The sequence below is a fragment of the Streptomyces sp. NPDC046862 genome, assembly GCF_040704615.1.
Lineage (GTDB): Bacteria > Actinomycetota > Actinomycetes > Streptomycetales > Streptomycetaceae > Streptomyces.
On the sequence record NZ_JBEYXP010000021.1, the window covers coordinates 19,769 to 32,954 of the forward strand.

The window sequence follows — 13,186 nt, forward strand, 5'->3', positions numbered from 1 at the left end:
CTGCCTCGCATCGTGGTCATCGCCAACCTACCGTCAACTTCCGTGTCTCTCCCCAGAGTTGGCACTCCTGCGCAGGGTGGGCACGGATGGGGTGCGCCGGCTCTCCGATGTCGAGCGTCACGACGGGCACGTGCTGGGCGAGGGTCAGGAACACGCGGGCGTACGCCGCCGTCACGTCCGCCTCCTCCACCTCCCCACCCGCCTCCGCATCCGGCTGCCGCTCGCAACCGGCCGGGAGCGACGCGGTGAGGTGGAGCATGACTCCGTCGCGCTCGGCAACGGCGTCGGCGAAGTCGAGGGCCTGGATCCAGGTCACCCGGGAGCGTCCGCGGCACAGCGGTCCGTGGACGAGTTCCCTGATGACGCTGCCGTCGACGGCGAGGCGGCCCGGGGCGGAGAGCAGTTCGCGGTAGGGCAGGGCGGGATCGAGGTGGTGCGGGGTCGCCGGCATGCGGCGGACCAGGAACCCGAGGTGGGCGAGCCCCACGACGAGGTCGTCCCTGCGGGCGCCTTCATGGCCCTCGACGATCACGGTCCGGTACCGGGTGAGCTCGGGCGGCAGGGTCATCCCCGCCCCTCGGGAGCGGCCCGGCCGGGGACGCCGGCGCGTCCACCGGGCGGCACCGCGCATCCCGGGTCGCGCGGCGGCATACGCATGCCGCTCCCTTCGAGTGATACGAGGCGGGTGACAACCCTCCCAGTGTGGGCGGCTGTTCGATGTCGCGGGAGTCCGCGTCCAGGTTGTCCGGTTGTGCGGGCGTAGTGGCGGAGCGACTGCTTCCGGCATGGCGGAGCCGCTCCGTGAACGCCCGCACCGGGCCGGGCTGCGGGGCAGGGAGCAGGGAGCAGGGAGCAGGGAGCAGGGAGCAGGGAGCAGGTCAGGCGATCAGGAAGTCCGCCTGGCCCGCCTTCGCACCCTCCAGGAACGAGATCATCTCGTCCCGCGAGTAGACCAGGGCGGGGCCCGCCGGGTCCGTGGACTGCCGGAAGGCGACGCTGCCGTCGGGCAGGCGCTTGGCCTCGACGCAGGAGCCGCCGTTGGTGCCGCTCCAGGGCTTGTGCCAGCCCTCGGTGCCGAGGTCGCGGGCGGGCATGCCGTTGTAGATGGGGCCGTCAGTTGCCATGTCACAGCTCCTTACGCAGTGCTGCCAGGATGTCCCTCGTACGGGAGACCGGTTCCGCCTGCACGGACATCCGGTCCAGTACTTCCAGGTAGGTGACGACGTCGGCGGGCTGGTCGACGTACTGGGAGCCCGCGAGGCTTTCGGTGTAGACGATGTCCGGGAGTTCGGAGAATCCGAACCGGAAGTAGTGGAAGGGACCGAAGGCCCCCGGGTGGGGTCCCGCGGCGAAGCGCATGATCTGGATCCTGACCCTCGGGCTCGCCAGTATCTCGATCATCCGGTCGATCTGGGCCCGCATCACCTCGGGGCCGCCGACGGGCCGGCGCAGCACCGTCTCGTCGAGGACGGCCCAGATGGCGGGTGCCTCCGGTTTGGCCAGCAGGTCCTGGCGCCTCAGGCGCAGCGAGACCCTGCGTGCGATGTCCTCCTCGGTCGCGTTGGGGAAGCCCACACGCATGAGCGCGGCGGCGTAGTCCTGGGTCTGCAACAGGCCGGGAACGTACTGCGGTTCGTAAAGCCGGATGACCGCGGCTTCACTCTCCAGGCTGACGTAGGCGCTGAACCACTCCGGCAGTACGTCGCGGTACTTGTACCACCAGCCGGGCTGATTCGCCTCGCGGGCGAGGGAGACGAAGTCCTCGATCTCCGTGGCGGAGACCCCGTAGGTGCGCAGCAACTCCTTCACGTAGGGGATCCGGAGGCCGACCTCGGCCTTCTCCATGCGCCGGACCGTCAGTGCGGTGACCTCGATGGCCCGTGCCGCCTCCTCGAAGGACACTCCGGCCTGTTCACGCAGCTGTCTGAGCCGCTTGCCGAGCACCATGCGCAGGACGGTCGGGGCCGCCGGGGCGCCGCCTCCTGAGCGGGTCTCACTCACGTGCTGCCTCCCGGGACGGGATTCACAGCGTGCAGTGTGCCACGCCGTCTGTTGACACCGACAGGTCCTTGCAGTTCATTCTGAAATTATCAGAACGCCGGTTGCGAGCTGAGTCTGTCGGCCACCATAGTGATCGAGTGACCTGGCGCACATTCGCGGCAGCGTCGATCGAACTCATCCGGCCCGCCCGGGAGTTGGCGCCTCAAGCGGGTACGGGTCAAGCCGCGCGCCGACATGGAGCGAGACCTGGATGGCCGCCGTGACGAACGGACAACCACGAAACCCGGGCAGGGGCGCCAAGGACTCCGGTGGCCCCAACAAGGCCTTGGCGGCTGCCCTCAAGGAAGCGGGGTGCTCGTACGCCTCGCTGGCCCTCCGGGTCAACGAACTGGGCCGCTGTCAAGGGGCGGACACCAACTACGACAAGGCGTCCGTCACGCGCTGGCTCCAGGGCCAGCAGCCCCGTGGCAACACCCCGGAGGTCATCGCGGCCGTCCTCGGCGAGCGGCTGGGGCGCCAACTGACGCCCGCGGACCTCGGTTTCCCGCTCGACGGTGGGCGGCCCGTCGTGGGGCGGGCGCTCGTGTACGGAGAGAACGTGGCGGAGACACTGCACACCCTGGTCGAACTCGGTTCCACCGACATCTCCCGGCGCACCCTGCTCGGTGCGGTCCCCTTCGTGCCGGGTGCCTTGATGGGTCCTCAGCGGGCCTGGCTGTTATGGCTGCTGGAGAGCCAGGACGGCGCCACGGACCGGCTCGCGCCCGTGGCCGACGCCGGGCCCACGGAGCAGGTCCACGCGATGATCGCCATGTTCGACGAGATGGACAACCACTACGGCGGCGGTGGGGTGCGCACGAGCATCGTGCAGTATCTGTCCGCCGAGGTCGTCCCCATGCTGCAGCAGCGCGGCACGACCGAGCGGCGGCGCCGGGAGCTGTTCGCCGCGGGGGCCCGGCTCGCGGCGATGGCGGGCTGGAGTTCGTACGACGCCGGGGAGTACGGGCTGGCCCAGCGCTACATGACGCAGGCGCTGCGGCTGTGCGCGGAGGGCCGCGACCGAGTACTGGGTGGGCAGATCCTCGCGGGTCTGTCCCACCTGGCGACCAACCTGGGCCGGCCCGACGAAGGGGTGGCGCTGGCCCGGGCCGGTGTCGCCACCGCGCGCGACGCCGGCAGTCCGCTCGGGCTGATGCGCCTGCACGCCATGTCGGCGCGCGCCCACGCGGCGCTCGGCCGGCCCCGGGAGACCTCCGAGGCCCTGCGCACCGCCGAGAAGCAGCTGGACGCGAGCCGCGGGGCTGCGCAGGAGTCTCCGTGGGTCCGCTTCCTCGACCAGCACTACCTGCAGGCCGAGTCCGCCGTGTGCTTCCGCGATCTGGGGCTCGCCGCGCAGGCCGAGCAGACCGCGAGCGAGTCCGTGCGCGTCCACGCCGACCGCCGTCGGCGCCAGGCCATCAGCCGGTCGGTACTGGCGACGGCCCAACTCCAGCAGAACCGGCTGGACGAGGCCGTCGCCACGGCCACGGAAGCACTCGACGCGCTGAGCGGCGTCCACAGCGAACGGTCGATCCAGGCGCTGCGCGACTTCAGAAGGCGCCTGGCCTCCCGCCGTGACGAGCCGCTCGTGAAGGAGTTCGAGCAGAGGTCGCGACTGGTACTGGGGGTGGCGGCTTGACCAGCACACCTGATCGACTGTCAGTAGCCGTACGGGGTGGGCGCGTTCTGCGCGCGGTCGACCGGGAGGTTGGCGCCGGAGATTCCGCTGGACCAGTCGGACAGCAGGAAGACGACCGCGCGGGCCACCTCCTGCGGCTCGACCGGCGCCCCACCCGGCAGTTCGGCGTCCGTGAAGGCCGCGTACGCCTTGGGGCTCTCGGTGCGCATACGGTCCCAGCGGCGGCCGGGGATGAGCATCGAGCCCGGCGAGACCGCGTTGACGCGGATGCCGTCGGGGCCCAGCTCCCTGGCCAGCGAGGCCGCCAGGTGGATCTGCGCGCTCTTGGCGGTGCCGTACTGGGCGTGCGGTCCCGGTTTCCAGCCGGAGATCGACGAGACGATCACGACGGAGCCGCCTCCGGCCGCGCGCAGGTGCGGAAGCGCGGCGCGGACCAGTCGTGCCGTGTGCCCGACGTTGGTCTCCCAGGTCGCCGCCCAGTCCGCCGCGTCCGCCCGCTCGAAGCCGCCGCCCTGCGAGCCGCCGACACAGGCCACCACGCCGTCGAGCCCGCCGAAGCGTGTCGCCCCGTGCCTGACGAAGCCCTCCAGCCGCCCGGGCTCGGTGACGTCGAGCGCGTCGGTGAACAGACGGTCGCGCACCGGGGCCGCCAGGGACGCGCCCAGCGTCCGGAGTCCCCGCCCCGTCCGTGCGCAGGTTCCGACGTACGCCCCCTCGGCGAGCAGCAGCCGCACGATCTGTTCGCCGAGCCCCCGGCTGCCCCCGGTGATCAGGACCCGCTTGTCCCGCACACCGGGCCATCCGGCGCCGCCGCGCCGCTCACGGGCGGCCGCGCCGTCGTTCACGTTCACCATGGCGGCGAACATACAGCGCACATCACTACATTCCCGCGACTGAACAACCCTTTCACCACCTCGACCCAGCTGTGTCCGGTGCTGTTGTCTTCGACAACAGCACCGGCGGCCGCCACCGAGGCGGGCCGTAGACGTAAGGAGGCACACGATGACGGCACCCAGCGTCGGCGTACATCGCCGCCGGACCCCCGCCGCACCAGTCCACGACTCCGGGTGGAGTCCGCGCGCCGCCCGTGCCGCCACCGGGCAGGGCGACGGCTCGGGGTTGTTAGCCGACGGGGTGACGCTCCCTTGATCTCGCTCAGCAGGCCGCCGCGTCTCCTCCAGGTCGCCGTGGCCGCGCACCCGTCGTCCGCCGCCGGAGTCCGCCGCATGGTCGCCGCCCACCTCGAACTGTGGCGGCTCACCCACCTCATCGACGACACCGTTCTGGCCACGGACGAGCTGGTCGCCAACGCGGTACGGCACGCGAGCACGAACCCCTCGGACACCGTCGGCGTGTCCCTCGAGCACTCCGGCGGTGAGGTACGCGTCACGGTCACCGACTCGTCCCCCGTGTCGCCCCGGCCACGGACGCCGGACGCCGGTGCCGAGACGGGCCGCGGACTGTCGATCGTCGAGGCACTGGCCGACGACTGGGGTGTCGACCCGCCCGGGCCCGGTGACATCGGCAAGAAGGTGTGGTTCTCGATCACCGTCCGAGGGACGGCATGAGGAGCGCGCCACTCATGGGACACGAACAGACGGCTCCCGTACGGGAGCACGCACTCGCCGCCGAACTGATCCGCAGGATCGAGGAGGAGCACCGGCTGGCCCGCGAGGCCCGGTCGGTGTCCGCCGCGCTCGGCCGGCACCGCATCACCCGCTGCCGCAAGGACAACGCCGAGGCCCTCGAAGCGTTGGTCGCCCGCCACGGCTGGCCCACCTCCGACATGGTAGGCGAACCCGCCTCGACGGCCGCGCTGATGATCCTGCTGCACGCGTCGCACCTGGGCTTCCAACTCAGGTGCCGCGACCTGATCGCGGAGGCCGTCGCGGACGGTGCCTGCCCGGCCGTGCACCACGCGTACATCGCCGACCACTGCGCCGTCGAGATGGGGCAGCCGCAGTTCTACGGCTCGCGCATCAATCCCCGTACACTGCGCCCGTATCCGATCCGCCATCCGCAGACCGTCGACGAGCGCCGCCATGATGTGGGGCTCGGCCCGCTCGGTGACCATCTGCGGGCGCTGCGGGGCGGCCTGGGGGCCACGGGAGAGCTTTGACGGGCGCGGGCCGGCGAGTTGGCCGGCCATGGTGGCGGACGGCCGGCCCGATGGGTGAGGCTGTGCCGATGGAGCAGCAGTGGATCGCGGTCGTGGGCAACAGCCCGGGGGTCGGGAAGTCGACGCTGTGCCGTGCGGTGGCCCGCTGGTTCACCGACGGCGGGGCCACGGTCGATCACTTCGAGGAAGCCGATGTCCTGACCCGTCCCGCCTTCCGCGCGGTGGCCGACGAGTTCGCCGGAGGCCACGGCAGCGTGCGGCCGCGGACGCTGGTCGACGCGAGCCGTGCCTACGCCGAGGAGACCCGGGCGGCCGGGGTGGACGTGCTGGTGACCGATGCCCTGATCCCGTTCATCCCCTCACTCGTGGCCTGGGGCCACGACGAGCGGGCGATCGCCCAGGTCGTGGCCGGCCTCGAAGCGGCGGTCGAGCCGACGCGGGTGACCGTCGTCTACCTGCGGGACGTCCCCGAGAAGGCACTCGGGCGGGCGATCGAGCGCGAAGGCCCCCAGTGGGCCGAGTGGTACGTCGGCAAGCTCGGCAACTCGCCGGGCACGCGTGCCGTCAAGGACGTGGCCTCGGCCGCGGACCATCATCGGGCCGAGACGGAGCTGACGTTGCGGCTGCTCGCCACGACCCGGTGGAACGTGCTCGTGGCCGACGTGGCCGAGCAGGACGCCGAGGAAACCGCACGGCAGGTCATCGGCCGACTCCACGATCTGCTGGGCGGCGGACGCGGGTACGCGTCGGGCGACGCGCAACCCGGTGTCGTCGATCCGTAGGGGCGGCGGCGTACGGCGAGGCCGGTCAGCCGCCGCAGGTGGGTCTCAGTGGCCGCTGATCGCCCGCGGTGTGTACGACCGTTCGAGGTCCTCGATCTCCTTGTCGCTGAGGTCGATGCCTGGGGCGGCGACGGCGTCCTCGAGGTGCCGCGGCTTGGTGGCGCCCACGATGGGGGCCGTGCTCCTGCGCAGCAGCCAGGCCAGGGCGATCTGCGCACGGGGGACGCCGCGTTCGGTGGCGATGCGGCCGACGGTCTCGACGATGTCGCGGTCGCCCTCCCGGTAGAGGGTGCTGCCGAACTGGTCCGTGCGGCTGCGTTCCGTGGTCGTGTCCCACTCGCGGGCGAGGCGCCCCCGGGCGAGCGGGCTCCAGGGCAGCACGGCGACGCCCTGGTCCTCGCACAGCGGCAGCATCTCGCGCTCCTCCTCGCGGTAGAGGAGGTTGTAGTGGTTCTGCATGGACACGAACCGCGTCCAGCCGTTCAGCCGCGCGGTGTACTGGGCCTTGGAGAACTGCCACGCGTACATCGAACTCGCCCCGATGTAGCGGGCCTTGCCCGCCTTGACCACGTCGTGCAGTGCCTCCATGGTCTCCTCGACGGGAGTGTCGGGGTCGAAGCGGTGGATCTGGTACAGGTCCACGTAGTCGGTGCCCAGGCGGCGCAGGCTCTTGTCGATCTCCGTCATGATCGCCTTGCGGGACAGGCCATGGGCGTTCGGGCCCTCGTGCATGGCGCCGTACACCTTGGTCGCGAGGACGATCTCCTCGCGCCGGGCGTACTCCGCGAGCGCCCGGCCGACGATCTCCTCACTGGTGCCGTCGGAGTAGACGTTCGCCGTGTCGAAGAAGTTGATCCCGGCTTCCAGCGCCTGACGGATCAGCGGGCGCGACGCCTCCTCGTCCAGGCTCCATTCGTGGGCCCCGCGGTCGGGCGTCCCGAAACTCATGCAGCCCACGCAGATCCGTGACACGTCCAGACCCGTCGAACCGAGCTTCACGTACTGCATCGTCGCCACTCCTGTCATCGGGGGGTGCTCCTGGGGAGCAGCCTACGAAGCGCACGGGGCGGGAGACGAGGAGTTGAGGTGTGGGCGCGGCGCGCCGGAGGAGCGAACGCGTCGGCGATGCGGCGGTCAGACCCGGTAACGGCGCAGCGCCGGCGTGGCCGTGGCGAGAAGGAGCGTCGCCACGACGACGAGGAGGCCTCCGCCCGCGACGGCCGCGCGGGGCCCGATGGCCGATCCGGCGGTGCCGTGCAGGACGTCGGCGAGGCGTGGGCCGCCCGCGACGACGACCGTGAAGACGCCCTGCATACGGCCGCGCATCTCGTCGGTGGCGGCCGAGAGGAGGATCGCGCCGCGGAACACCATGGAGACCATGTCGGCGGCCCCGGCGACGGCGAGGAAGGCGACCGCGAACCACAGGCTCGTGCTCAGCCCGAAACCCGTGATGGCCACGCCCCACGCCACGACGGCCGCGATGACCATGAGCCCGTGCCGGCGCGCACGGGAGAACGTGCCCGAGAAGAGCCCGCCGAGCACGGCGCCGATGGGTATCGCCGCGAACAGCAGGCCGAGCGCGAGACCCTCCCCGTACGAGGCGTAGGTCTCGGCGGCGAGTTGGGGGAACAGGGCGCGGGGCATGCCGAGGACCATCGCGATGATGTCGGCCAGGAAGGACAGCAGCAGCACCTTGTGCAGCGAGATGTAACGGAAGCCCGCGGCCACCTCGCGCCAGCCGGCCCGGCGTCCGGAACCGGGCGTGGTCAGGGGCGGGAGCGCGGGGAGCCGTACGACCGCCCAGAGCGTCACGCACAGGGCGACGGCGTCGATCAGGTAGAGCTCCGCGAGGCCGATGACCGGAATGAGGGCGCCGGCCAGCAGCGGGCCCGCCACGAGCCCGGTCTGCATCACGGTGGAGCCCAGAGCGTTGGCCGCGGCGAGTTCGCCGGCGGGCACCAGGCGGGCGATGGAGGCGTTGCGGGCGGGTGAGTTCAGGCCGAAGAAGGCCTGCTGGAGGGCGAGCAGCACCATCAGCACGGCGACCGAGCCGAGTCCGGTGACGGCCTGGAGCCAGAAGAGGAGCGAGGTGACCGCTATGCCGGTGTTCGTGACCAGCATGAGTGTGCGGCGGTCCATGCTGTCGGCGACCGCGCCGCCCCACAGCGCGAAGACCATCAGCGGCAGGAGTCCGGCGAGGCTCGCGTAGCCGACCCACGCGGAGGAGCCCGTGATGTCGTAGATCTGCTTGGGCACCGCGACGGCGGTCAACTGGCTGCCGACCGCCGTGACGATGGTCGAGGACCACAGGCGGCGGTAGGCGGGGCGGCGCAGCGGGCGCGTGTCCATGGCCCAGCGGCGCCATCCCCGGCGGCGGGGCGCGTCCGGCCCGCCTGCGCCGCCCGACTCGCCGTCCGGTTCCGTCTCCTTGCTCGTACTGTTCTCGCTCGTGTCCACCGGCGTCCTGGTTGCTCGCTACATCTTTCGGTCCCGGGCATCACTATCGCCCACGGGGCACCGGATTCGGCAGGCGGGTGGCGGACTTCGGCCAGCGACCACCGGTCACAGGTCACCGGCCCCACCGGGTCGCCGGAGCGGCGCGCGCTCAGTCGCCGGTCGTCCGCCCGTCGGCACCCGCGAGCAGCAGGCGGGCCCGCTCCCGTGCCTCCTCCAGCGGGCGCGGGAAGATCCGCAGCCCGTGGGCTACGAGGGCTCCCTCGTGCAGCAGCATCAGAGCCCGCCCCAGGTCCTCGGCCGCGTCGGGTGCGAGGGGGCGGACGAGGTCGGTGAACAGGGTGAGCATCCACGCCTTCTGGCCGGTGATGACCGTGGACGCCGGATGGGCCGGGTCGTCGATCTCCGCGTGGGCGTTGACCATGCTGCACCCGCGGCTGCCGTGCTCCTCCATCCAGTCGCGCGAGGCGTCGAAGACGGCAAGGACCCGGTCCCGCGGGGTGCCCGCCGCCTCCAGGCGCGGAGCGAGGAACCCGCGCCACCGTTCGTCCCGGTCCGCGAGGTACTCGACCACGATCTGCTCCTTGGAGCCGAACCGGTCGTAGAGCGTCTTCTTCGTGACCCCGGCCTCCGCGGCGATCAGATCGACACCCACCGCGTGCAGACCACGCTGGTAGAACAGCCGGCCCGCGGCTTCCAGGACGCGACGGGCTCCGGGCGTCAGGGCCACTCGGTGAGGGGGTTGCACGGTCGTCATGGAGCCAGTGTAGACCGATCTGTATACTCAGCGACGGGTATACAGATCGGTCTACTCATGGGAGGCGTCATGAACGCCCTGCTCTCGATCGCCTTCGTCGTCTCGTGGAGCTCCGGATTCATCGGTGCCAAGCTCGGGGCGGGGAGCGCGGCCGCCCTCACCCTGCTCATGTGGCGTTTCCTGCCGCTGGTTCTCGGCCTCGGCGCGTGGGCCCTGCTCGTGGACCGGGCGTCATGGCGCGGCCTCGGGGCGCGGGAGCTGGGACGGCAGGCGGTCGTCGGGGCGCTGTCGCAGAGCGGCTACCTCCTGACCGTCTACCTCGCGATCCAGCTGGGTGTCTCCAGCGGCACGACGGCCCTGATCGACGGCACGCAGCCGCTGGTCGCCGCCGCACTGGCAGGACCGTTGCTGGGCACGCCCGCGTCCCGCACCCAGTGGGCCGGGCTGGGGCTGGGCCTGGCCGGCGTGCTCGTCGTGACCGCGGCGGACGCCGGGGCCGGGACCGGCACACCCTGGTGGGCGTATCTCGTGCCGTTCCTCGGGATGCTGTCCCTGGTGGCGGCGACGTTCCTCGACCGCCGTTCGCCGAGCGACCTCGCACCGGCGGTGACGATGACGATCCACGCGGGGACGAGTGCCGTCGCGTTCACCGCGCTTGCCGCCCTGACCGGTGCGGCGGCGCCGCCGGCGAGCGGGTCCTTCTGGTCGGCCGTGGTCTGGCTCGTGGTCCTCTCCACCTTCGGCGGGTACGGGTTGTACTGGCTGATCCTCCGGCGCTCCGGGGTGACCCGGGTGAACACCCTGATGTTCCTCATGGCCCCGGTCACCGCCCTGTGGGGCGCCCTGATGTTCGGCGAACCGTTCGGGGCGCAGACGGTGGCCGGCCTCGCACTGGGCGTCCTGGCGGTGGCCGTCGTCCACTTCGGGGAGCGCCGGAACAGCGCTGGCGGGGCGGCTCGACGGGGCGCGGGCACGCGTACCGGCACATCGCTCACGCGCCGGCGATCAGAGTCGCGCCCAGGACCAGCATGGTCACGGCGACGAGACCGTCCAGTACACGCCACGCCGACGGCCGGGCGAGGAAACGGCTGAGGAGGCGGGCGCCGAAGCCGAGCGAGGCGAACCAGCACAGACTCGCGGCGACGGCACCGAGACCGAAGACCCAGCGCAGGGAGCCCCGTTCGGCCGCGACCGAGCCGAGCAGGAACACGGTGTCGAGGTAGACGTGCGGGTTGAGCCAGGTCAGCGCCAGGCAGGTCAGGACCGCCCGCCGGAGCGAACCCGCCGAGCCGGGCTGCACGCGCAGCGACGCCGGGCGCAGGACGCGCCGCGCGGCCAGGACGCCGTAGACCAGGAGGAAGGCGCCACCGACCAGTGCCACCACCGTCATGGCCGACGGCCAGGCCACGACCACGGCACCGACCCCGCCGACCCCGAGGGCGATCAGCACCGCGTCGGAGAGCGCGCAGATCGCCACGACCGGGAGCACCGCGTCCCGGTGGATGCCCTGACGGAGGACGAAGGCGTTCTGGGCGCCGATCGCGACGATGAGGGACAGTCCGGTGCCGAACCCGGCGGTCAGGGCGGTGAGAGAGGCGGTCACCCGCAGGACGCTAGGGGCAGGGCCTCGCACCAGTACAGCTAAAGATTCTTACGTACCATTAGCGCTCGTGATGGCAGACCTTCCGATCGATCTGGTCCGCACCCTGCTCGCGGTGGTGGACGAGGGGACGTTCGACGCCGCTGCCGGTGCTCTGCACGTGACGCCCTCGGCGGTCAGCCAGCGGGTCAAGGCGCTCGAACAGCGCACGGGCAGGGTGCTGCTGGTCCGCACGAAGCCGGTACGGCCCACCGAGTCGGGGGCGGTGATCGTGCGGTTCGCCCGCCAGCTGGCCCGCCTCGAACAGGACGCCCACACCGCCCTCGGCATGACCGGCTCCCCGGAGACCACGCGCGTGTCGATCGCGGTGAACTCCGACTCGCTGGCCACCTGGTTCCTGCCCGCCCTCACGCGGGTGCCCGAGGAGATGCGTGCTTGCTACGAGCTGCGTCGCGAGGACGAGGACCACACGGCACGGCTGCTGCGCGAGGGGCTCGTGATGGCCGCGGTCACCTCGTCGCCGGACGCGGTGGCCGGCTGCTCGGTGCGCGCGCTGGGACGGATGCGGTATCTCCCCGTCGCCTCCCCCGCCTTCTCGCGACGATGGCTCGGCGTGGGGTCGGACGTGCCCTTGCGGGAGGTGATCGCCGACGCGCCGGTGGTGGCCTTCGACCGGCGGGACGACTTCCAGGACGCGTTCGTGCGCCGGCTGAGGCGGGGCCGTGGGGCGAGCTCCCAGCGCCATTTCGTGCCGACGTCCGAAGGCTTCGTCGATGCCGTCGCCGCGGGCCTGGGGTGGGGCATGCTGCCGGCCTCGCAGGCCGAGCCGCTGCTCGACGCCGGCCGGCTGGTCCGCCTGGCACCCGACCGGAGCGCGGACGTGCCCCTGTTCTGGCAGCAGTGGAAGCTCGACTCGCCCGCGCTCACCGCCGTCGCGGAGGCCGTCGCGGCCGCGGCGGCCGAGGCGCTCGACAGCTGACCTGGGCGCCGGGCCGACGGGCCGCGAGACGGAGCCCGGGATCAGGCCCCGGTGCTGAACGGGCCCTCCAGCGCCGCCCATTGGAGCAGCATGATGGTTTTCGCGTCGGCGATCTCGCCCGTCCGGATCATCTCCAGGGCCCGGCGGAAGGGCAGTTCGACGATCTCGATGTCCTCGCCCTCCTCGTCCAGACCCCCGCCCTCGTGCGTACGGGTCGACGGGCCGTACGAGGCCGCGTAGAAGCTCACCCGCTCGGTGACGGAGCCGGGGCTCATGTAGACGTCGAAGACGTGCTGGACCTCGCCGATGGTGTGGCCCGTCTCCTCGACGACCTCGCGCCGCACGGCGACCTCGGGATGCTCGTCCTCCTCGTCGAGCAGACCGCCCGGCGTCTCGACCAGCATCCCGTCGGGGTGGCCGTTGACGTACACCGGGTAGCGGAACTGCCGGGTGAGCAGCACGGTCCGGCGCTCGGCGTCGTACAGCAGCATGGTGGCGCCGTTGCCCCGGTCGTGGGTCTCGCGCTCCTGGGTGCTCCAGGTGCCGTCCGCGTGCTGGAGGTCGAAGGTCGTCGTGCGCTCGACGTACCAGTGGCAGGACAGCAGCTTCACCTCCCGCACCCTGACCCGTGGGTTGCCCGTCAGGTCCCGCCCGACGCGGTCGAGTCCGGTACGGCCCCGGCGGTCCGGGGTGTCGATGCCCGCGGTCATCGCGTGTGGACCGGGTACGAACAGGGAGAACAGGGCGTGCGAGGGCAACAGGCGCAGCGGAACTTGGTCATGTGCCCGCTTCTACCACTCCGGTCCGGCCGGTGTC

15 protein-coding genes are annotated in these 13,186 nt (G+C 71.8%); 6 read left to right on the forward strand and 9 right to left on the reverse strand.

The window, feature by feature from the left end; all coding sequences use genetic code 11:
- Positions 1-16: 16 nt before the first annotated feature.
- The 3 genes from AB0959_RS23475 to AB0959_RS23485 form a co-directional block, all read right to left on the reverse strand.
- Complete coding sequence (locus AB0959_RS23475) at positions 17-568, reverse strand: hypothetical protein (protein ID WP_366828432.1); 552 nt, start codon at positions 566-568, stop codon at positions 17-19.
- A gap of 310 nt (positions 569-878) precedes the next feature.
- Complete coding sequence (locus AB0959_RS23480; RefSeq protein WP_366828433.1) at positions 879-1,124, reverse strand: DUF397 domain-containing protein; 246 nt, start codon at positions 1,122-1,124, stop codon at positions 879-881.
- Between the two features lies 1 nt (position 1,125).
- Positions 1,126-1,947, reverse strand: coding sequence for a helix-turn-helix transcriptional regulator (locus tag AB0959_RS23485; protein WP_366828564.1), 822 nt, complete (start codon positions 1,945-1,947; stop codon positions 1,126-1,128).
- A gap of 304 nt (positions 1,948-2,251) precedes the next feature.
- Here AB0959_RS23485 and AB0959_RS23490 point away from each other — a divergent pair, with 304 nt between their 5' ends.
- Entirely contained in the window at positions 2,252-3,679 is a 1,428-nt protein-coding gene (locus tag AB0959_RS23490) for a hypothetical protein (RefSeq protein ID WP_366828434.1), read from the forward strand.
- 20 nt (positions 3,680-3,699) lie between these two features.
- On the opposite strand, the gene AB0959_RS23495 is transcribed toward AB0959_RS23490, so the two are convergent.
- Positions 3,700-4,533, reverse strand: a complete 834-nt coding sequence (locus AB0959_RS23495) for an SDR family oxidoreductase (RefSeq protein WP_366828435.1) — start codon at positions 4,531-4,533, stop codon at positions 3,700-3,702.
- 291 nt (positions 4,534-4,824) lie between these two features.
- On the opposite strand from AB0959_RS23495, the gene AB0959_RS23500 reads away from it, so the two are divergent.
- From AB0959_RS23500 to AB0959_RS23510, 3 genes are all read left to right on the forward strand, one after another.
- Positions 4,825-5,247, forward strand: a complete 423-nt coding sequence (locus tag AB0959_RS23500) for an ATP-binding protein (protein ID WP_366828436.1) — start codon at positions 4,825-4,827, stop codon at positions 5,245-5,247.
- A gap of 14 nt (positions 5,248-5,261) precedes the next feature.
- Positions 5,262-5,798 (forward strand): DUF6624 domain-containing protein, encoded by a 537-nt coding sequence (locus AB0959_RS23505; protein WP_366828437.1) that lies wholly within the window; start codon positions 5,262-5,264, stop codon positions 5,796-5,798.
- Between the two features lie 68 nt (positions 5,799-5,866).
- Positions 5,867-6,580: a hypothetical protein gene (locus AB0959_RS23510; protein ID WP_366828438.1), complete on the forward strand. Its 714-nt coding sequence runs from the start codon at positions 5,867-5,869 to the stop codon at positions 6,578-6,580.
- Positions 6,581-6,625: 45 nt separating this feature from the next.
- Here AB0959_RS23510 and AB0959_RS23515 read toward each other — a convergent pair whose 3' ends face one another.
- From AB0959_RS23515 to AB0959_RS23525, 3 genes are all read right to left on the reverse strand, one after another.
- Positions 6,626-7,588, reverse strand: a complete 963-nt coding sequence (locus tag AB0959_RS23515) for an aldo/keto reductase (protein ID WP_366828565.1) — start codon at positions 7,586-7,588, stop codon at positions 6,626-6,628.
- A gap of 126 nt (positions 7,589-7,714) precedes the next feature.
- Entirely contained in the window at positions 7,715-9,037 is a 1,323-nt protein-coding gene (locus tag AB0959_RS23520; RefSeq protein ID WP_366828439.1) for an MFS transporter, read from the reverse strand.
- 148 nt (positions 9,038-9,185) lie between these two features.
- Positions 9,186-9,791, reverse strand: a complete 606-nt coding sequence (locus tag AB0959_RS23525; RefSeq protein WP_366828440.1) for a helix-turn-helix domain-containing protein — start codon at positions 9,789-9,791, stop codon at positions 9,186-9,188.
- 69 nt (positions 9,792-9,860) lie between these two features.
- Between AB0959_RS23525 and AB0959_RS23530 the strand changes: the two genes are divergently transcribed.
- Positions 9,861-10,883, forward strand: coding sequence for a DMT family transporter (locus AB0959_RS23530; RefSeq protein ID WP_366828442.1), 1,023 nt, complete (start codon positions 9,861-9,863; stop codon positions 10,881-10,883).
- Here the strand turns inward: AB0959_RS23530 and AB0959_RS23535 are convergent.
- Complete coding sequence (locus AB0959_RS23535; protein ID WP_366828443.1) at positions 10,783-11,394, reverse strand: LysE/ArgO family amino acid transporter; 612 nt, start codon at positions 11,392-11,394, stop codon at positions 10,783-10,785. The two genes, AB0959_RS23530 and AB0959_RS23535, sit on opposite strands and share 101 nt — an antisense overlap.
- A 67-nt stretch (positions 11,395-11,461) precedes the next feature.
- Between AB0959_RS23535 and AB0959_RS23540 the strand changes: the two genes are divergently transcribed.
- Positions 11,462-12,370, forward strand: a complete 909-nt coding sequence (locus tag AB0959_RS23540; RefSeq protein WP_366828444.1) for a LysR family transcriptional regulator ArgP — start codon at positions 11,462-11,464, stop codon at positions 12,368-12,370.
- A gap of 41 nt (positions 12,371-12,411) precedes the next feature.
- Here AB0959_RS23540 and AB0959_RS23545 read toward each other — a convergent pair whose 3' ends face one another.
- The gene (locus tag AB0959_RS23545) at positions 12,412-13,080 is read right to left on the reverse strand and encodes an NUDIX domain-containing protein (RefSeq protein WP_366828567.1); all 669 of its coding nucleotides are present in this window, start codon (positions 13,078-13,080) and stop codon (positions 12,412-12,414) included.
- Between the last annotated feature and the right edge of the window lie 106 nt (positions 13,081-13,186).